Source organism: Roseovarius sp. MMSF_3350 (genome assembly GCF_030733425.1).
In the GTDB taxonomy this organism is placed as follows: domain Bacteria; phylum Pseudomonadota; class Alphaproteobacteria; order Rhodobacterales; family Rhodobacteraceae; genus Roseovarius.
The window spans coordinates 63,089-81,768 of sequence record NZ_JASHIZ010000008.1 but is presented as its reverse complement, the minus strand read 5'-3'; the positions used below and the strand labels follow the sequence as shown (position 1 = coordinate 81,768).

Genomic DNA, 18,680 nt, shown 5'->3' with positions numbered 1-18,680 from the left:
TTACGCGGCTCAGGTCCAGAGCGCGGTGTGGCCCAGCGGCGTGTAATCCTCTGGTGAAAGCGGACCGGTCGCAAACGGGCGGTAGCGCAGCCTGACGGCGGCGAGAAGGGCGTCGTCGTCCACATCGGCCGTGTATCCCGCCCGTCGCGCCACGGCTCTGAACGTGTCCGGGTTCGGGTCGCCGGGACCGATGTCATGGCCCCTTTTGCCCGCCAATCCGGCCTGTTCCAGCCTTTCCCAATCGAAATGCGGGCCGGGATCGTGTTTGCGCCCGGGTGCCATGTCGGAATGGCCGATCACGCGGTCCCGCGGAATGGCCCACCGGTCCAGAATGGCGCGCAGAAGGGATTCCAGCGCGTTCATGAGTGGTTCCGGGAACGGGCGATCGCCGGGATTATCGAGTTCTACGCCGATGGAGCGGGAATTCACATCGGTCACATCTTGCCACGAGCCTGCCCCGGCGTGCCAGGCGCGCGCGATTTCGGCGACCATTTGCCATACGTGCCCATCGGCCCCGATGAGGTAATGCGCCGACACTTCGGCCTGCGGGTCGCAGAGACGCTCCAGCGCGGCCTCGGCGCTGGCCATGGCGGTGTAGTGGATCACCACCATGTCGGGTTTCGCGCCAAGGCGGCGCGCTCCGAAATTGGGCGAGGGGTGCCAGAGCGGCGCTGTCACGCGGCCTGCCCGAGGATCAGTTCTGCACCGCCGCGCGGAACGGGCGCGGATCCCACGCGCAGGCATAGCCGTCGCCATCAGGGTCGAGCCCCAGCTTGTCGCGTCGCGGGCCGCCCTGGGCGAGGAAATCGGTCTGCGCCTGGTCGGCCGAGTTGTATTTGGCGCAGTTGCGCTGAAACTTGGCCTGCTTGTTGAGACCGACGCGGGTATAGATCTGCTGGCCCTTGGGGTGGCTGGTCTCGAGCGCGTATTGCACGATGTTGGGGCCGATATTGCCCGTACGTTCGGGCAGGGCGCCGGGCTGGACCACCTGGTATTGGGCGCGGTTCTGGGCGATCAGTTCGGCGTCGTCCTGGATCGTGCGGGCGTTGCCCACGGCGTCGAAATTGTTCTCGTTCGAGATGCCGCCCGCGCTGGTCACGGTCTGGGGCGTGGGGTTCGAGGGGCTGGCATGCACGATCTGCTGGCCCGAGTTCTGCGAGGTTTCGGCCAGCCGCGCCGCGGTTTCGCGGGCGATCTCGTCGCTGGTGGAGGCAGAGGAGAGCCCGCCGGTGGGCGTGTAGGCGCCCGAGGCGGGTTGCCGCGTGGGGTTGGTGGAGGAGGTCACGGTGCCGCCGGCCGCGCCTTGTGTCGCGCTGAGCGGTGCGCCCGGCGTGGCCTGGCTGCGGCTTTCGGGTGAAATCGCGCCGGCGGGCGGCACGGCAGAGGTGCCTTCGAGCTGCGCATCGCGGGCGCGTTGCTGGGCGAGGTATTCGTCCGACGTGCCGAAACCGACGCCGGTGCCGCTGTCGGGGAGGCCCGCGCCGCTGTCAGGGACGCTGGGCGCACAGGCGGTCAGCCCGACAAGGGCCGTTACACAAAGATAAAATCGCATCTGATTGGATCCTGCCGATCTGTTTTGCAACAATCTACCACCATTTGCCGGGTTTGGCCACAAAGCCCGCCGCCGCCTCGAGCGCGTAGGCGGTGTTGAGCAGATCGCCCTCTTCCCAGGGCCGACCGATCAACTGCAGACCAAGGGGCAGCCCGTTGCGGTTGAGCCCGGTGGGCACGGCGATGCCGGGCAGGCCGGCGAGGTTGACGGTGACGGTGAAGACGTCGTTGAGGTACATCTCCACCGGGTCATCGGACTGCCGGCCCAGTTCGAATGCCGCCGAGGGGGTGGCGGGGGTCAGGATCGCGTCGATGCCTTGATCGAACACGTCCTCGAAATCCTTCTTGATCAGGGCGCGCACCTTGCGGGCGCGGTTGTAAAAGGCGTCGTAGAAGCCAGCCGACAGCACGTAGGTGCCGACCATGACGCGGCGCTTGACCTCATCGCCGAAGCCTTCGGCGCGGGTCTTTTCGTACATCTCGGTGATGCCGTCGCCCTGCGCCAGTTTCGCGCGGTGGCCGTAGCGCACGCCGTCATAGCGCGCCAGGTTCGAGGACGCCTCGGCGGGCGCGATGACGTAATAGGCGGGCAGGGCGTACTTGGTGTGCGGCAGCGAGATATCGACGATCTCGGCCCCCGCATCGGCCAGCATTTCCTTGCCTTGGGTCCATTGCGTCTCGATCTCCTCTGGCATCCCGTCCATGTGGTATTCTTTGGGGATGCCGATCTTCTTGCCGCGGATGTCGCCGGTCAGCATGGCCTCGAAATCCGGCACGGGGATGTCGGCGCTGGTGCTGTCCTTGGGGTCGTGACTGCACATGGCTTCCAGCATGATGGCCGCGTCGCGCACCGATTTGGTCATCGGGCCGGCCTGGTCGAGCGACGAGGCGAAGGCCACGATCCCCCAGCGCGAGCAGCGCCCGTAGGTGGGCTTGATGCCGGTGATGCCGGTGAAGGCGGCAGGCTGGCGGATCGAGCCGCCGGTATCGGTGCCGGTGGCGCCAAGGCACAGATCGGCGGAGACGGCGGAGGCCGAGCCACCCGAGGAGCCGCCGGGCGTCAGCGCCATCTCGTCATTGCCGCGGCGCCACGGGTTGATGGCGTTGCCATAGACGGAGGTCTCGTTCGAGGAGCCCATGGCGAACTCGTCCATGTTGAGCTTGCCCAGCATGACGGCGCCGGCGTCGAAGAGGTTCTGGCTGACGGTGGATTCATATTCCGGCTTGAAGCCCTTGAGGATGCCGCTGGCGGCCTGGGAGGGCACGCCCTTGGTGCAGAAAAGATCCTTGATGCCCAGCGGGATGCCGCACATCGAGGGCGCGTCGCCGGCCCGAAGCCGCGTGTCGGCGGCCTTGGCCTGTTCGCGGGCGATCTCGGGCGTGTGGTGCACGAAGGCGCCAAGCGCGCCGGCGCCCTCGATGGCCGTCAGGCAGGCCTCGGTCAGTTCCTCGGAGGTGATCTCGCCCGCGCGCAGGTTGTTGCGGGCGTCGGCGATGGTCATTGCATTGAGATCGGTCATCATTCCACCACTTTCGGCACGGCGAAAAAGCCCTCGCGGGCATCGGGGGCGTTGGACAGCACCTTGTCCTGCTGGCCGCCGTCGGTCACCACGTCCTCACGGCGCTTGAGGCGCATGGGCGTGACCGAGACCATCGGCTCGACCCCCTCGACATCGACCTCGTTCAGTTGCTCGATGAAGCCGAGGATGGTGTTGAACTCGTTGGCCAGCGCGGGGAGGTCGTCTTCCTCGACCCGGATGCGGGCCAGCTTGGCCACCTTGGCGGCGGTCGCGGTGTCGATGGACATGGGGGCATCTCCGTGTGCGTTATCGCATCCGCGTTTAGCGCCCGCGCCGGGACGGTGCAAGGGCGTGGCGGCGGTAGAGCTCGATCATCCAGCCCAGCATGAGCGCGTTGAAGACGTGCCAGCCGAAATGGGTGCCGAGGGCGAGGCTGTCGCACAAGGGCGCGTCGAGGCTGCGGAAGGTCAGCGAGACGAGCAGCAGGCCCGCGCCCAGAACGAGACCCCGCGACAAAGCGGCGTCGGCGCGGGTGAGCCAGGCGTAGAGCAAAATGACCAGCGGCAGCGTCAGGTAGGAGGCCGAGGGGCCATAGAGCGGAAGCTGCGACAGGAGTGGCATGGCGAGGGCGGTCACGACCAGGAAGGCGAGAACGGTGGCGGCGGCGGCTCGACGCGACAGGCCGAGAAAATGGCGGCTGGCGGCATAGAGATAGGTCAGCGCAAAGACCATGATCGGCAGGACGTCGAGCATCGCCGCCCAGGGCTGGGCGAACGTGTGAAAGAGAAACGAACCGACGCCGATCAGCGCCAGGAGCAGGACGAGGGGGCGGGCCAGCGCAAGCTGCGTGCCGCGCAGGCGCCACGCCATGACCAGCGCCGCGACGAGGAAGGCGGCATTGGTGAGCGCGTTGACCGGCTCGGCCCAGAAGCCGGGATCGGTGCGTTCGCAATAGGCGTCGATGGCGCGGGTCCAGTCCATGTGGAAATCGGTGGCCTCTCTGCTAACTTTCCCGTGGAAATGACATAAGGAGAGCGTCATGAAAATCACCTGGCTTGGACATGCAAGTTTCCGCATCGAGATCGCCGATCAGGTTCTGCTGATCGACCCGTGGCTGACGGGCAACCCGATGCTGGACGAGGCACATCATGATGCGGCCACCAAGGGGGCGACGCATATCCTGCTGACCCACGCGCATTTTGACCATGCCTCGGACCTGCCGGACCTCGCGAAGAGGCTGTCGGTGCCGGTGGTGGGGCAGTTCGACCTGATGGGCTGGTGGGAAGAAAGCGCAGGCCTGGAGGTTGTCGGCTTCAACAAGGGCGGCACGGTGGCCCTGGGGGATGTGAAGGTGACGATGGTGCATGCGACGCATTCCTCGAGCTTCGGCGGCGAGAACGGCCCGCACGTGCCCGGCACCGAATGCGGCTTCATGATCGAGGGCGAGGGGCACGTGATCTATGTGTCCGGCGACACCGACGTGATGGCCGATATGGGCGTGTTCAACGACCTGCATCATCCCGATATCGGCATCCTGTGTGCCGGGGGGCATTTCACCATGGACATGACGCGGGCGGCATACGCGGCGAAGACGTTTTTCGATTTCAAGACGGTGATTCCGTGCCACTACAAGACCTTCCCGCTGCTGGAGCAATCGGCGGAGGCCTTGAAAGAAGGCCTGCCCGGGGTCGACGTGATCGAGCCGGAGGTGATGACGGCGATCGAGATCTGAGCGGGGCAAAACTTTTTTGAAAAGTTTTGGTAAAAGCTTTGAGAAAGCTTTTGGTGCCCGGACCTCCAGGCGGGGTTCGGGCGTCGGCGTTGTGTTGTGATTATTTTCGGCAAGAAAAAGAGCGTCTTACGATCTATTCCTCACGCAGGAATTTGAAGAAGTCCTGCAACAGGGCTTCCGCCTCGGAGGCGTTGATCCCGTCGTAGACGTCCGGCGCGTGGTGCGTCTGGGCATGAGTGAAGATCCGTGCGCCATGCGCCACACCGCCGGATTTGGGGTCGGCGGCGCCATAGTAGAGCCGCGCGATGCGGGCACCCGCAATGGCGGTGGCGCACATCGCGCAAGGCTCCAGCGTGACGGTCAGGCTGTAACCGGGCAGGCGTTCGCTGCCTGCCGCGGCACAGGCGGCGCGGATCGCCAGGATTTCGGCGTGTGCCGTTGGGTCGCTCAGTTCCCGGGTGCGGTTGCCGGCCTGCGCCACGATCCGCCCCGCCGGGTCTGCCACCACGGCGCCTACGGGCACCTCGCCACGGTCGCGGGCGGCGCGGGCCTCGGCCAGGGCCGTGTCCATATGGCTTTTGAACGTCATGCCCCTGAGTGCCGTGCGAGCGGTGCTTTCGCAAGGGGCAAGGATGGGGTAGAGCGATGCCATGACTCGTAAACCCACCTCCCAGACGCCGCCAGGCGACCGGATCGCCAAGGTGATCGCGCGCGCCGGTGTCGCCAGCCGTCGCGAAGCCGAGCGCATGATCGAGGCGGGGCGGGTGCGCGTGAACGGCGACGTGATCGACCGCGCGGCGCTGAACGTGACCAGTGCCGACCGGATCGAGGTGGATGGTCGCGCGCTGGACGCGCCCGAACCGCCGCGCCTGTGGCTGTATCACAAGCCCGCGGGGCTGGTGACGACCACCCGCGACGAGCAGGGGCGCGAGACGATTTTCGACAGGCTTCCCGAGGACTTGCCGCGTGTTCTTAGCGTGGGGCGGCTCGACCTGAACTCGGAAGGGTTGCTGCTTCTGACCAATGACGGCGGCGTCAAGCGCAAGCTGGAACTACCCTCGACCGGCTGGGTGCGGAAGTACCGCGTGCGCGTGAAAGGGCGGCCCGAGGATGCGACGTTCGAGCCGTTGCGCAAGGGGCTGACGCTGGATGGCGAGGTATTTCAGCCGATGTCCGTCGTGCTGGATCGGCAGAAGGGGGCCAATGCCTGGGCCACGGTGGGCATCCGCGAGGGCAAGAACCGCGAGATTCGCCGCGCCATGGAGGCGGTGGGCTGCCAGGTGAACCGGCTGATCCGGATCTCTTATGGCCCGTTCCAACTGGGGCAGCTGAAGGCGGGCGAGGTCGAGGAGATTCGCCCCCGGGTGCTGCGTGACCAGTTGGGCATGGACGAGACGCCAGGCAAGGAAAAGCCCGCGAAGGGCCGGCCGAAGGTTCAGAGGAAACGGCGATAGATCGCGTTTCACAAACATAATCAATTACCTGACGGGTTATCTTGATGTCGCGCCGCGGCGGTAGGCCCTGGGTGTCGTGCCGTAGCGCTTGCGGAAACGGTCGGCCAGTTGCGAGGCGCTGGCAAAGCCGGTGGCGGCGGCGATCTGACCGATGCTGAGCCGCGTCTCGTTCAGGAGCGCATGCGCGCGCGAGATGCGCAGGTCGAGATAATACTGCGCCGGGGTCGCGGCCAGGTAGCGGGTGAAGTGCCGCTCGAGCTGGCGGCGCGAGAGGCCGATCGTCTCGGCGACCTGGGAAATGTCCAGCGGATCCTCGATATGGGCCGACATCAGGTCGGTGGCGGCGATCAGTTGCGGATTGTGGCTGCCCAATGCCGCAGCGTAGGCGGGGCGCTGGGGCGCGCTGCGGTTGCCTGCCCGGCGGTGCAGGCACATGTCGGCGACGATGGCGGCCAGCGCCGGGCCATGGTCGCGCTCGATGATCTCGAGCAACATGTCGGTGCCCGCCGAACCGCCGCCGCAGGTATAAAGCCCCGAATCCTCTTCATAAAGCTGGCCGGTGGGTTCCAGCCCCGGAAAGGTTTCCCGAAAGGCGGGCTGGTTTTCCCAGTGCAGGGTGAAGCGGCGGTTCTTGAGCCGGCCGGCCCGCGCCAGCGCGAAGGCGCCGGTGCAGATGCCGCCCACCTGGACGCCGTGCGCCCATTGCCGGTTCACCCATGTGACCGCCCGCGGCAGGGCCGTCTCCAGCGGCGCGATGCCGGCACAGACAAAGGCCTTGTCGCTGCTCGTCAGGTCATGCGCCTGGCTGTCAGGCGTGATTGTCACGCCGCAGGAACAGGATACAGCTTCGCCGTCTATCGTGCTGATGAACCAGCGATAAAGCTCTTTGCCCGCGACCTGGTTGGCAACGCGCAGCGGCTCGATCGCCGAGGTGAAGGCCAGGAGTGTCAGCCGCGGCAGCAGCAAGAAGTGGTAGTCCTGCGGCGGGCCGTCAAAGTCGACCCGCAAACTGGCCGCGCCGCGCGGGACGAAGGATTTGCGTTCCATGGCGAATTGGTAGCATGTGGCCCGCAACTGGCAAGGGAGGACGAAGGCGTGCGGGCGTTGATACAACGGGTGAGCGAGGCCGAGGTGCGCGTGAGGGGCGCGGTGGTCGGGGCGAGCGGGCCGGGATTGCTGGTGCTGGTCTGCGCGATGGCGGGCGATGGCGATGCCCAGGCCGATGCACTTGCGGCCAAGGTGGCCAAGCTGCGGATCTTCAAGGACGAGGCGGGCAAGATGAACCGCTCGGTGCGCAATGTGGGCGGCGGCGCGCTGGTTGTCAGCCAGTTCACGCTGGCCGCCGACACGTCGCGCGGCACGCGGCCCGGATTTTCGGGTGCTGCGGCGCCCGAGGAGGGGCGGCGCCTGTATGAACGCTTTGCCGAGGCATTGGCGAGCGAGGGCGTGCCGGTCGAGACGGGGCAGTTCGGCGCGGATATGCAGGTGAGCCTGGTCAATGACGGTCCGGTGACGATCTGGCTGGAGGTCTGAGCCCCAACGCGCAGAAATGTCGCGCTTCCCTCGCGCGCGGTGTGCGCTAAGATCGCAGCATGCCCTATCAGTGGAGTCACATGCGGAACGGAGAGGACGAGGCGTGCGAGCTGCGGCTCTGGCCGCACCGGTCGCTGCCGCGGCGGGGGTTTGCTCTGTTCATCGTGATCACCTGCGGAATGCTGACGCTGCCGCTTTACCCCCTGATCGGAACGATGACCCTGTGGGGGCTGCTGCCCTTCCTGCTGCTGGCGATCTGGGGCGTCTGGGCGGCGCTAGAGCGGTCCTACAAGGACGCGCAGATGAACGAGGAGCTGACAATAGACCGCGAGGCGGTGCATCTGAAACGCACGAATGCACGCGGGCCGGTACAGGAATGGGACTGCGAAAGCTATTGGGCCAAGGTCGAAATGCATCCCACGGGCGGGCCGGTGCCGCATTACGTGACGCTCAAGGGCAAGGGGCGGCAGGTCGAGATCGGCGCGTTTTTGAGCGAGGACGAGCGCAAGGCGCTATATGGCGAGATCTCTGACGCCCTGCGGCGGATTGGAACGCCCGATCCGCTGGCGGCGGGATAGTGCGGTTCGACAACGGTCTAGCGGTCGATGGCCCGGTCTGTCCCGGATGCGGAGTGGCCGAGGCTCCAGTGGGTGCGAAAGCCAAACTGCCGTTCTGCCGCGCCGCGCAACTCGGGCGAACTGCGCAGAAGGTCTGCCACGCCAACGGCGATGGCACGGCGCGTCGGGCTGGACCCCGTCTTGTGCTGGATCGCCAGACCTTCAAGAATTTTTTCCCGGGTTTCAATCGGTAAGCTGTTGTTCCTGAGGTATCGCACGAGAAGCATATCGACCGCCGATGCGCCTTGGAGTTCAATAAGCGCGGTCGCATAGGCCCCCATGTAGGGCGTGCCGGCACGGATGGCGGCATCAAGATCGGCTGATAGTCCTGGCGCAAAGCCGCGATCTCCGGACAGCCCGGCCAGAAGAACGCGAATCGGTGCAAGATCCCGCTCGCCCGTCGCAAGGTCGCGCGCGAGGTTTTGCACCTTCGGCAGGCGTGCTTTCTGCAGGGCTCCGTAGGGCGCGCGGTCAAGTTCTCGCAGGGCGAGGTCGCGGATGTCGGGGTTGGGGTCGTTCACCAGCCCGGCGAAATGGTCAAGCCTGTCCTCGTCTCTGCCAAAGGCCCAGTCGGACTGATGTTTCAGAACCCCGGTCACGAGCGCGCGATAGCGGGTGTCGAGGACGGCAAGTTCGAGCCACGGACCGTAGGCGCCGTCACGGGCGAGCAGAACCGTCGCGTCGGGACGGCCCGAGAGGTGTTTGCGGGCCTCGCGGCCGACCTCGAGCGGGATGTCGGCGACATCCGGACCGGCCAGCGTTTCAAGCGTGGCGTAGCGCGTTGGGTCCGCCGAATCGGGGCGGGCGACCACCACCTGTTCCGTCGCCAGAAGGATGTCCACAAGCGTCGGATTGGGCGTGTAGCCGTGAAACGCGCAGGCCGCCACGGGGGGCGCGGACCCGAGGCCCAGAAGGCCGCAAACTGCGAGTACGTGAAGTCTGTGTCCGATGCGGTGGCGGTACGATGTCATCCAGCTCTCTCTCGCGCATGGCGCTGTGCGTGGTCCATCCTCGTTTAGTCAAAGTATGCTGGATTTTGGTCGAGTAGGTAAGGCGGTCGTGATGACGAATTCGTCATCGGGGTCTGCCGTGAAGGATGCGCGCCGCGCGAGACAGGGCTCGAATGGATGCATGCGGCGGATGATCCGGCGCCACGACACGTTGCAGCGGATGGCGGGGCAAGGCGCGGTCAAGTACGGCGCACCGAGCGCACCGGAGCGGAGCCTGGTAGTCGTCTGTACCGGTGGCGATGACGCGGTCGAGCCGATCTGGCGCGAGGCCGGGCCCGGCCACGTGGCGCGAACCGCCGCGGGCACCGGGTTCGGATCGAAGCTGGTGAAGTTGTGCATCGAAGCGCAGTTGCGCGGCGACCGACAGCGATGGCCTGACCTGTAGGTTCCGCATCCCGCGCGTGGCGCTCATGGGGCTGCCGAAAGGGTGGTCCCGGTGCGGTCCGGCCCGCGCCTCAGGCGCAGAGCCGGTCCTTGACCCGCGGGCCCACCGCGCCGAAATCCATCTGGCCGGTGTAGTTTTCCTTGAGGTGGCCCATCACCTTGCCCATGTCTCGGATCGAGCTGGCGCCGGTCCTGTCGATGGCGGTGTCGATCGCCTTGGTGACTTCCTCGTCGTCGAGCTGCCGGGGCAGGAATTCCTCGATCACCTCGATCTCGCGCTGTTCCTCCTCGGCAAGGTCCAGCCGGCCGCCTTCCTCGTAGGCGCGGACACTCTCGTGGCGCTGCTTGGTCATCTTGCCAAGGATGGCAAGGATGTCGCCATCGGAACAGCCGGTCTCGTTGTCGGTGCCACGGCGGGCGATGTCCTGATCCTTGATCGCGGCATTGATCAGCCGCAGCGTGCCCAGCCGCGTCGTGTCCTTGTCTTTCATGGCCTGTTTCAGGGCGTCGTTCACGCGCTCGCGCAATCCCATGTCAGGGTATCCTCTTGTCATCCCGTAAACGTGGGACAGTACCGGAAAGCATATAGGGGCGCAACTGCGGCGATCAATGCGGGGCCCCTTGTTTTGCGGGCCATGGCGAGTGACGTCGCGGCGCGAAACGTGGCCTTGACCGCGCGGGCGCGCGACCATAGGTTCCGCGCAATTTGCCCGATGGAGAATCCCCCATGACGCACGCGCCCGATGCCCGTCCGACCGCCTGCCTGGCTTTGGCCGATGGATCGCTGTTCTACGGGCGCGGGTTCGGGGCCGAGGGCGAGGTCGCGGCGGAACTTTGCTTCAACACCGCGATGACCGGCTACCAGGAGATCATGACCGACCCCAGCTATGCCGGGCAGGTGGTGACCTTCACCTTTCCGCATATCGGCAACGTGGGCGTGAACCCCGACGATGACGAGACCGCCGATCCGGTGGCGGAGGGCATGGTCGTGAAGTGGGACCCGACCGAGCCGAGCAACTGGCGCTCGACCGAGCGGCTGGGCGAGTGGCTGGCGCGGCGGGGCCGGGTGGCCATCGGTGGCGTCGACACCCGCCGGCTGACGCGGGCCATCCGCCAGCAGGGCGCGCCCCACGTGGCGCTGGCACACCGCGCGGACGGCAATTTCGACACCGATGCGCTGGTCGCCAAGGCCCGCGCCTTTGCCGGGCTGGAGGGCATGGACCTTGCCCGGCAGGTGACCTGCGCGCAAAGTTACCGCTGGGATGAGATGCGCTGGGCCTGGCCCGACGGGTTTCCCCGCCAGACGCAGGCGCGCCACAAGGTCGTCGCCATCGACTATGGCGCCAAGCGCAACATTCTGCGCTGCTTGGCCAGCGCGGGCTGCGAGGTGACGGTGATGCCCGCCACGGCCACGGCGGAGGACGTGCTGGCGCAAAGCCCCGATGGCGTGTTCCTGTCGAACGGCCCCGGCGACCCGGCGGCGACGGGCGAATATGCCGTGCCGATGATCCGGGGCGTTCTGGAAAAGAACCTGCCACTGTTCGGGATCTGCCTGGGCCACCAGATGCTGGGGCTCGCGCTGGGCGCGCGGACGATCAAGATGAACCACGGCCACCACGGCGCGAACCACCCGGTGAAGGACCTGACCACCGGCAAGGTGGAGATCACCTCGATGAACCACGGGTTCGCCGTGGACAGTCAGACCCTACCCGAGGGCGTGGTGCAATCGCACGTGTCGCTCTTTGACGGCTCGAACTGCGGCATCCGCATGGCCGACCGCCCGGTCTTTTCGGTCCAGCATCACCCCGAGGCCAGCCCCGGACCGCAGGACAGCTTCTACCTGTTCGAGCGCTTCGCCGCGTCGATGGACCGCTGAGCCCGCTGCATTAACCGTTTCTTTACGGGCCATTAACCATCTGCTGGTAAACCGCGTCTGTCACGCAGAAGGGCAGACGGATATGGGGATATCGGAACTGCGACAGGCGGGGCCGTTCGGAGACGCCGCCAGACTCGAGACGGGAACGATAGAGGCCGACCTGGTGCAGCGCGGCACGCTGGGTGCCCGCGACGCCATGCTGGCGCGGCAGGTGCAGCGTCATTGCGACGCCGATGTCGGCCGCATCCTGCTGGCAGAGGGGCTGGTCACGCGGGGCGACCTGCTGGATGCCCATGCCCGCCGGTTCCGCTCGCGCCGGGTCGAGGCCGAAGAGATCGCCGCGCTGCCACCCCTGGCGGTCGAGTCGGCGCCGCACATCTTTTTGCGGTATGCCTTTTTTCCAGTCACCGACCATGACGGCAAACCCGCCATCGTCAGCGGCGACCCCGAGGCACTGGCTTTCGCCCGGGCGCATCTGCCAGAAGAGCTGGGCCGGGCACGCATCCTGTTGGCCCCGCGCGAGGTGGTTCAGGCCCATGTGGCAGAGCGTTTCGCCGCGCGGCTGACCGCGGCCGCGCAGGCCCGCGTGCCACTGATCGAAAGCTGCCGCACCTGGGCGCAAGACTATGGCCGGCGTCTTGCGCTGGTGATGGTGGCGCTGATGGCGCTGGCCGTGTTGACGGTGGCCTTGCCGCGCCTGGTCATGGCGCTGCTGGTCGGGTGGGCGGCGTTCACGCTGATCGTGTCGGCGATGTTCAAGCTGGCGGCCTTCGCGGCGCGGCTGGTCGAGGGGCCGGTGGCCCCCGCGCTGGCGGAGCCGGTGGAACAGATGCCGTTGCCCCGGGTTTCCGTGCTTGTCCCGCTCTTTCGCGAAACCGAAGTGGCCCACGCGCTGGTGGCGCGGTTGACGCAGCTGACATATCCCAAGTGCCTGCTGGACGTGGTGCTGGTGCTGGAGGAGGAGGACGACCTGACGCGCGCCACCCTGGCGCAGATCGACCTGCCCAGCTGGATCCGCGTGGTGGTCGTGCCCGACGGTCATCCCCGGAGCAAGCCGCGGGCGATGAACTATGCGCTGGATTTCTGCGAGGGCGACATCATCGGCATCTTCGACGCCGAGGACGCGCCCGAGCCCGACCAGATCACCCGCGTGGCGCGGCAGTTCCAGCAGGCCGCGCCCGAGGTCGCCTGCCTCCAGGGCATCCTCGATTACTACAATCCGCGCCAGAACTGGCTGGCGCGCTGTTTCACCATCGAATATGCCGCGTGGTTCCGCACCATTCTGCCGGGCATGGCGCGGCTGGGCTTTGCCATTCCGCTGGGCGGCACGACGCTCTATTTCCGCCGCGATGCGCTGGAGGCGCTGGGCGGGTGGGACGCGCATAACGTGACAGAGGACGCCGATCTTGGTTTCCGGCTGGCCCGGCACGGCTTTCGCACCGAAATGGTGGCCACGGTCACCGAGGAGGAGGCGAATTGCCAGCCCTGGGCCTGGGTCAAGCAACGCTCGCGCTGGCTCAAGGCCTACATGACGACCTACCTGGTGCATATGCGCCAGCCGCGCCTGCTATACCGGCAGTTGGGCGCGTGGAAATTCTGGGGCTTCCAGGCGCATTTCGTCACCGCGCTGAGCCAGGTGATGCTGGCACCGTTCCTGTGGTCGTTCTGGCTGGTCTTTTTCGGGATGCCGCACCCGTTGGACCCGGTGTTGCCGCGGGTGGTGCTGGGGGCGTTCGGGGCGCTGTTTCTGGCGATCGAGGTGCTGAACCTGACGATCTACGCCGCGTCGGTCACGGGGCCGAAGCACCGCCACCTCATGCTCTGGGTGCCGACGATGCACCTGTACTGGCCGCTGGGCGCGATCGCCGCCTACAAGGCGCTTTACGAACTGGTTCTGAAGCCGTTCTTCTGGGACAAGACGAAGCATGGTCTGTCGTTGCGCGTGGCGCCCCCGCCGGTTGCCAAGACCGCGTCAGATCAGCGTACCCAGTTCCCCTGAATCGAGCTTGAGCCGGGTCACGAAAGCCTTGGATATATGGGCGCGCAGGGCCTCGCCCGCAGCCTCGGCATCGCCGTTCTCGATGGCGGTGACGATGGCGTCGTGCTCGGCAAGGGCATCCTCGGGCCGGCCCATCGCGGCCAGAGAGGTGGTCGCCATCAAGGCCATGGAGCGATGCACGAGGTCCAGCTGCTGCACCAGGAAGCGGTTGTGCGAGGCCAGATGGATCTGCTTGTGAAAGCGCCGGTTGGCGCGCGCCATCGCCTTGGGATCGTCGACGAGGGCGTGGTCGTCGGTGACCATGTCGCGCAGCACGCGGACCTCTTCGGGTGCGGCGTGACGGGCGGCAAGGTTGGCGGCCAGCCCCTCGAGCTCGGCGCGCACCACGTAAAGCTCGGCCAGCTGGTTGTGATCGAGCGACGACACGATCAGGCTGCGGCCGTCGCGCGTGAGCAGGCTCTGGGTTTCCAGCCGTTGCAGCGCCTCGCGGATCGGTGTGCGCGACACCCCGAACCGCTCTGCCAGGTCGCTTTCCACCAGGCGGTCGCCGGGTTTGTAATCGCCGGTGTCGATCGCCTCGAGGATCAGGTGATAGGCATCTTTCTGCGGCGCGGCTATGGTCATCGCACTCTCTTTTGGTATGAGGTTTCAGACGACGAGGATATGCGGGGCAGGGCGCCGGGTGCAAGCGTTGCCGGGCCCTGCGACAATTAAGAGCGGATGGAAGCGATGGCGAAAGAATTCTTCGCGCATGTGGACACGTGGGTCTTTGACCTGGACAACACGCTTTACCCGCCCGAGATGCGCCTGTTCGACCAGATCGAGGTCCGGATGACGCAATTCGTGATGGATGCGCTGGGCGTGGACCGGGCCGAGGCCGACCGGCTGCGGCTGGAGTACTGGCGCCGGCATGGGACGACGCTGGCCGGGCTGATGCGCGAGCATGACGTCGATCCGGGGCCGTACCTGACGGATGTGCACGACATTTGCTTCGACGTGCTGGTGGCGGATGCGGAGCTGGCCGCGCATATCCGGGCGCTGCCGGGCCGCAAGATCGTCTATACCAACGGCTCGGCCCCCTATGCACAGCGGGTGGTCGAGGCGCGGGGGCTCGACGGGCTTTTCGACGCGATCTATGGCGTGGAGCATGCGGATTTCCACCCCAAGCCGGACCGGGCGGCGTTCGACCGGGTGTTCGCCATCGATGGCGTGGTCACCGCGCGCGCCGCGATGTTCGAGGATGACGTGCGCAACCTTGCGGCTCCCCACGCGATGGGAATGCGCACCGTGCTGGTCGGCCCCGAGGCGATCGAGGCCGATCACGTTCACCATCACACCGACGATTTGCCGGGCTTCCTGTCAAGCCTTGTCTGACATCCCGCTGCGGCGATTTGCACCTTTTTCGCGGCGCGGGCGCATCCTACGTCCGGCAGCGAGACACCACGCGGGACGCATGTCATGACACAGACCCACGGCGCCGGAAACGAAGCCGGGAGACCCCCGGCGGAACGTTTGAGTGAAACATCAATTACAGTACGTATCTTGCTGTTCCGGCTCGTTCTTCTGACGGTTTGGGGCGGCGCCATCGTGCTCTGGGGCGTGCCGGGGCTCTACCTGCCCGCGCTGGCTCTCGTGCCGGTCATATGGGTGTTTCTGTTGATCATCTCGCGCGCCTGAGCCGGTCTGGCGGTCGGTGCGCACGCGGTCTATGGTGCCGCTGAAAGGGAGGCCTGCGCATGAGCCGCTTTGATCATGACATCCTTGTTTCCGGCGGCGGCGTGGCCGGTCTGTCGGCGGCGGCCCTCTTTGGCGGCGCGGGATTTCGCGTGCTGTGCGTCGATCCGGCCCCGCCGGTGACCGAGCGCGACGCCGAAGGCTCGGACCTGCGCACCACCGCGATCCTTCAACCGGCGCAGGCGCTCTTGGCGGAGGCGGGGATATGGGACCGGCTGGACGCCGAGGCGACGCCCTTGCAAGTGATGCGCATCGTCGACGCGGGCGGCGAAGTGCCGGAGCCGCGCATCGTCAAGGATTTCGACGCGGGCGACATCTCGGAAAAGCCCTTTGGCTGGAACCTGCCCAACTGGCTTTTGCGGCGCGAGATGGTGGCGCAGCTGGACAGCCTCGGCACCGTGGAGTTTCGCCCCGGCGTGGCGGCGGAGAGCCTCTTTACCCGCGAGGCCGAGGCGCGGGTGGGCCTGAGCGATGGCAGCAAGATCCGCACCCGGCTGGTTCTGGCTGCAGACGGGCGCGGCTCGCCCATGCGGGAGGCTGCAGGTATCCCGGTGAAAACAACGCGTTATGGTCAAAAGGCGCTGGCCTTTGCCGTGACGCACCCGATCCCGCATGGCAATGTCTCGACCGAGATCCACCGCACGGGCGGCCCGTTCACGCTGGTCCCGCTGCCGGATTACGAAGGGCGGCCCTCGTCGGCCGTGGTGTGGATGGAGGAAGGCCCCGAGGCGCAGCGGCTGGCCGCGCTGGACGAGGCCGCGTTCGAGGCCGAGATGAGCACGCGGTCCTGCCACCTTTTCGGCCCGCTGACGTTGGCCTCGCGCCGGACGGTCTGGCCGATCATCAGCCAAGTGGCCGAGCGGATGGCGGCCGAGCGCGTGGCATTGGTGGCCGAGGCCGCGCATGTTGTGCCGCCTATCGGGGCGCAGGGGCTGAACATGAGCCTTGGCGATCTGCATGTTCTGCTGGAGCTTGCCACGGCGCATCCTGATCGGCTTGGCGACCGCGAAATGCTGGAGACCTACCACCAGCGCCGCCACTGGGAGGTGATGGCGCGGGTCACGGGCATCGACGTGCTGAACCGCGCCTCGATGGTCAGCGCGCCGGTGCTACGCGACGCGCGAGCGCAGGCGCTGAACGCCCTTTATGGGCTGGCCCCGGTGCGCAAGACGCTGATGCAGCTGGGGCTGGGCGCAAGGGGCTGAGAATGCGGGCACTCCTGCGCGGGCATTGGCAATTGCTGCTTTTGGTGGCCGCGATTGCCCTGCTGTGGCGGACGCCCCTGGTGATCCCGCTGAAACTGCTGGTGGTGTTCCTGCACGAGCTGGGTCACGTGGTGGCCGTGCTGCTGACCGGCGGCGAGGTTCTGGACCTGACGCTCGACCCGATGCAGGGCGGGGCGGTGACGTCGCGCGGGGGCAATCGCTTTATCAGCCTCAGCGCGGGCTATCTCGGCTCTCTTCTGATCGGCGTGGCGCTCTTCATGGCCGCGGTGCGGACCCGCGCCGACCGGGTGGTGCTTAGCCTGCTCGGGCTGACGCTGCTGGCGGTGACGGTGCTGTATATTCGGTCGCCATTCGCGCTGGTCTTTGGGGCAGGAACGGGCGCGGCGATGCTGTTGGCGGCGAAATTTCTGCCACGGGACGTCAACGACCTGATGCTGCGGGTGATCGGCCTTGTCTGCATGGTTTATGTGCCGCTCGACATATACAGCGACACCATCGCACGCGGCTGGTTGCATTCCGACGCGCGGATGCTGGCCGAGGAGTTCGGCGGCACCCCCTGGATGTGGGGCGGGTTGTGGCTGGCGGCCAGCGCCTGGGTGATCTGGATGTGCCTGCGCCGGGGGCTGGGGGCGCAGAGCAATATACGGTTGCGGTAGGGGCCGCGCGATCGTCAGACCGCGGGATGGCGACCCGGCGGTCGTTCCGCGCACTTTATGGCTGCCAACTCCGAAAAACCTCAAATTGAAGCGCTTACGGCTACCAATCGCCAGACCGGGGGGCGGCCCCCCTTTCGGCGATTGCAGGCAATCGCCTTTCGGTCAGCGGCCGATCGCGCGGCGGCGCAGCTAGCTGCGCCTCTATTCCGCCCGGGGGCTACAGAACCTTGTCGAACACCTCTTGCAGCCGGGCTTTCGCGGCCTCCACGTCATAGAGCTTGTCCAGACCGAAAAGCCCCAGCCGGAAGGTCATGAACCCGTCGGGCTCGCCCACCTGCAGGGGCACGCCGGCGGCGATCTGCATGCCCTGCTCGCTGAATTTCTTGCCGTTCTGCACCTCCGGGTCGGTGGTATAGCTGACCACCACGCCCGGCGCGCCGTAGCCTTCGGCGGCGACGGAGGTCACGCCCTTGTCCGCCAGCATGGCGCGCACCGCATTGCCCAGATCCCATTGCGCCTGCCGCAGTTTTTCGAAACCGTATTCCCTCGTCTCCTGCATGGTGTCGCGGAAGCCGCGCAGGGCGTCGGTGGGCATGGTGGCGTGATAGGCATGGCCGCCGTTCTCATAGGCCTGCATGATCGCGTGCCATTTCTTGAGGTCGATGGCGAAGCTGTCAGAGGTCGTGGCCGCCAGCCGCTCCAGCGCACGCTCCGACATCATCACCAGACCCGCCGAGGGCGAGGCCGACCAGCCCTTTTGCGGGGCCGAGATCAGCACGTCGATGCCTGTCTGTTCCATGTCGACCCAGGCGCAGCCCGACGCGATGCAATCGAGCACCATCAGGGCGCCCACCTCATGCGCCACCTCGGCCAACGCGGTGATATAGTCGTCGGGCAGGATGATGCCGGCGCTGGTTTCCACGTGCGGCGCGAAGACGGCGTCGGGCTTGGCCTCGCGAATCTTCGCCGTGACCTCCTCGATCGGGGCGGGGGCGAAGGGGGCCTGCGCCCCGTTGCCGGTCTGGCGGGCCATGCAGACGGTGGTGTCCGAGGTGAACTGTCCGGCCTCGAAGATCTGGCTCCAGCGGTAGGAGAACCAGCCGTTGCGCAAGATCAGCGCGTGGGCGTCATGACCGAACTGGCGGGCGACGGCCTCCATCGCGACGGTGCCGCCGCCGGGCACGATGGCCACGGCGGAGGCGTTGTAGACCTCTTTCAGCATGCCCGAGATGTCGGTCATGACTTTCTGGAAAACCTTGCTCATGTGATTGAGCGAACGGTCCGTGAAGACGACGGAATATTCCAGCAGGCCGTCGGGGTCGATATCGGGGCGAAGAGCGGTCATGAGCGTCCTGTCCTGGTTTGGCAAACTGCCGGCAGTATGCCCC

The 18,680-nt window shown here is 66.6% G+C and carries 22 protein-coding genes; 11 read left to right on the top strand and 11 right to left on the bottom strand.

Annotation, left to right across the window (positions count from 1 at the left end; genetic code table 11):
• Positions 1-9: 9 nt before the first annotated feature.
• The 5 genes from RBB31_RS09545 to RBB31_RS09525 are packed head-to-tail and all read right to left on the bottom strand — an operon-like array spanning position 10 to position 4,052.
• Positions 10-678 (bottom strand): N-acetylmuramoyl-L-alanine amidase, encoded by a 669-nt coding sequence (locus RBB31_RS09545; protein WP_306129061.1) that lies wholly within the window; start codon positions 676-678, stop codon positions 10-12.
• Positions 679-694: 16 nt separating this feature from the next.
• Positions 695-1,552, bottom strand: a complete 858-nt coding sequence (locus RBB31_RS09540; protein WP_306129060.1) for a hypothetical protein — start codon at positions 1,550-1,552, stop codon at positions 695-697.
• Between the two features lie 34 nt (positions 1,553-1,586).
• Positions 1,587-3,071 (bottom strand): Asp-tRNA(Asn)/Glu-tRNA(Gln) amidotransferase subunit GatA, encoded by a 1,485-nt coding sequence (gatA, locus tag RBB31_RS09535; protein ID WP_306129059.1) that lies wholly within the window; start codon positions 3,069-3,071, stop codon positions 1,587-1,589.
• The gene (gene gatC, locus RBB31_RS09530; protein ID WP_222450767.1) at positions 3,071-3,358 is read right to left on the bottom strand and encodes an Asp-tRNA(Asn)/Glu-tRNA(Gln) amidotransferase subunit GatC; all 288 of its coding nucleotides are present in this window, start codon (positions 3,356-3,358) and stop codon (positions 3,071-3,073) included. The genes gatA and gatC overlap by 1 nt, the downstream gene beginning before the upstream one ends.
• Positions 3,359-3,392: 34 nt before the next feature.
• Positions 3,393-4,052: a ceramidase domain-containing protein gene (locus tag RBB31_RS09525; protein WP_306129155.1), complete on the bottom strand. Its 660-nt coding sequence runs from the start codon at positions 4,050-4,052 to the stop codon at positions 3,393-3,395.
• Positions 4,053-4,110: 58 nt separating this feature from the next.
• Here RBB31_RS09525 and RBB31_RS09520 point away from each other — a divergent pair, with 58 nt between their 5' ends.
• Complete coding sequence (locus tag RBB31_RS09520; RefSeq protein ID WP_306129058.1) at positions 4,111-4,803, top strand: metal-dependent hydrolase; 693 nt, start codon at positions 4,111-4,113, stop codon at positions 4,801-4,803.
• Positions 4,804-4,936: 133 nt separating this feature from the next.
• Here the strand turns inward: RBB31_RS09520 and RBB31_RS09515 are convergent, their stop codons facing one another.
• Positions 4,937-5,392, bottom strand: a complete 456-nt coding sequence (locus RBB31_RS09515; RefSeq protein ID WP_306129057.1) for a nucleoside deaminase — start codon at positions 5,390-5,392, stop codon at positions 4,937-4,939.
• Between the two features lie 61 nt (positions 5,393-5,453).
• On the opposite strand from RBB31_RS09515, the gene RBB31_RS09510 reads away from it, so the two are divergent.
• A complete protein-coding gene (locus RBB31_RS09510; protein WP_306129056.1) occupies positions 5,454-6,257 on the top strand; it encodes a pseudouridine synthase in 804 nt (267 codons plus the stop codon).
• A 36-nt stretch (positions 6,258-6,293) separates the two neighbouring features.
• Here RBB31_RS09510 and RBB31_RS09505 read toward each other — a convergent pair whose 3' ends face one another.
• Positions 6,294-7,304: a GlxA family transcriptional regulator gene (locus tag RBB31_RS09505; RefSeq protein WP_306129055.1), complete on the bottom strand. Its 1,011-nt coding sequence runs from the start codon at positions 7,302-7,304 to the stop codon at positions 6,294-6,296.
• Positions 7,305-7,352: 48 nt separating this feature from the next.
• Here RBB31_RS09505 and dtd point away from each other — a divergent pair, with 48 nt between their 5' ends.
• Positions 7,353-7,790: a D-aminoacyl-tRNA deacylase gene (gene dtd / locus RBB31_RS09500; protein ID WP_306129054.1), complete on the top strand. Its 438-nt coding sequence runs from the start codon at positions 7,353-7,355 to the stop codon at positions 7,788-7,790.
• Between the two features lie 80 nt (positions 7,791-7,870).
• Positions 7,871-8,368, top strand: a complete 498-nt coding sequence (locus tag RBB31_RS09495) for a DUF2244 domain-containing protein (protein ID WP_306129053.1) — start codon at positions 7,871-7,873, stop codon at positions 8,366-8,368.
• A 17-nt stretch (positions 8,369-8,385) separates the two neighbouring features.
• On the opposite strand, the gene RBB31_RS09490 is transcribed toward RBB31_RS09495, so the two are convergent.
• Entirely contained in the window at positions 8,386-9,378 is a 993-nt protein-coding gene (locus tag RBB31_RS09490; protein ID WP_306129052.1) for a hypothetical protein, read from the bottom strand.
• A 91-nt stretch (positions 9,379-9,469) separates the two neighbouring features.
• On the opposite strand from RBB31_RS09490, the gene RBB31_RS09485 reads away from it, so the two are divergent.
• Complete coding sequence (locus RBB31_RS09485) at positions 9,470-9,802, top strand: hypothetical protein (protein ID WP_306129051.1); 333 nt, start codon at positions 9,470-9,472, stop codon at positions 9,800-9,802.
• 70 nt (positions 9,803-9,872) lie between these two features.
• Here the strand turns inward: RBB31_RS09485 and RBB31_RS09480 are convergent, their stop codons facing one another.
• Positions 9,873-10,334, bottom strand: coding sequence for a GatB/YqeY domain-containing protein (locus RBB31_RS09480; RefSeq protein WP_306129050.1), 462 nt, complete (start codon positions 10,332-10,334; stop codon positions 9,873-9,875).
• A 194-nt stretch (positions 10,335-10,528) separates the two neighbouring features.
• On the opposite strand from RBB31_RS09480, the gene carA reads away from it, so the two are divergent.
• Together carA and RBB31_RS09470 are read left to right on the top strand one after the other, a co-directional pair.
• Positions 10,529-11,677, top strand: coding sequence for a glutamine-hydrolyzing carbamoyl-phosphate synthase small subunit (gene carA / locus RBB31_RS09475; RefSeq protein ID WP_306129049.1), 1,149 nt, complete (start codon positions 10,529-10,531; stop codon positions 11,675-11,677).
• Between the two features lie 82 nt (positions 11,678-11,759).
• Positions 11,760-13,676: a glycosyltransferase gene (locus tag RBB31_RS09470; protein ID WP_306129048.1), complete on the top strand. Its 1,917-nt coding sequence runs from the start codon at positions 11,760-11,762 to the stop codon at positions 13,674-13,676.
• On the opposite strand, the gene RBB31_RS09465 is transcribed toward RBB31_RS09470, so the two are convergent.
• The gene (locus RBB31_RS09465) at positions 13,650-14,300 is read right to left on the bottom strand and encodes a GntR family transcriptional regulator (RefSeq protein WP_306129047.1); all 651 of its coding nucleotides are present in this window, start codon (positions 14,298-14,300) and stop codon (positions 13,650-13,652) included. The genes RBB31_RS09470 and RBB31_RS09465 overlap by 27 nt on opposite strands.
• Before the next feature lie 105 nt (positions 14,301-14,405).
• Here RBB31_RS09465 and RBB31_RS09460 point away from each other — a divergent pair, with 105 nt between their 5' ends.
• The 4 genes from RBB31_RS09460 to RBB31_RS09445 all read left to right on the top strand — a co-directional run bounded on the left by RBB31_RS09460 (position 14,406) and on the right by RBB31_RS09445 (position 17,292).
• Positions 14,406-15,050, top strand: coding sequence for a pyrimidine 5'-nucleotidase (locus RBB31_RS09460; RefSeq protein ID WP_306129046.1), 645 nt, complete (start codon positions 14,406-14,408; stop codon positions 15,048-15,050).
• A 168-nt stretch (positions 15,051-15,218) separates the two neighbouring features.
• A complete protein-coding gene (locus tag RBB31_RS09455; protein WP_306129045.1) occupies positions 15,219-15,353 on the top strand; it encodes a hypothetical protein in 135 nt (44 codons plus the stop codon).
• A gap of 59 nt (positions 15,354-15,412) precedes the next feature.
• The gene (locus tag RBB31_RS09450) at positions 15,413-16,615 is read left to right on the top strand and encodes a UbiH/UbiF family hydroxylase (RefSeq protein WP_306129044.1); all 1,203 of its coding nucleotides are present in this window, start codon (positions 15,413-15,415) and stop codon (positions 16,613-16,615) included.
• Between the two features lie 2 nt (positions 16,616-16,617).
• Positions 16,618-17,292, top strand: a complete 675-nt coding sequence (locus RBB31_RS09445; protein WP_306129043.1) for a M50 family metallopeptidase — start codon at positions 16,618-16,620, stop codon at positions 17,290-17,292.
• Between the two features lie 217 nt (positions 17,293-17,509).
• Here the strand turns inward: RBB31_RS09445 and RBB31_RS09440 are convergent, their stop codons facing one another.
• On the bottom strand, positions 17,510-18,637 hold the full coding sequence (locus RBB31_RS09440; protein WP_306129042.1) for an aminotransferase class V-fold PLP-dependent enzyme: 1,128 nt from the start codon (positions 18,635-18,637) through the stop codon (positions 17,510-17,512).
• Positions 18,638-18,680: the final 43 nt, after the last annotated feature.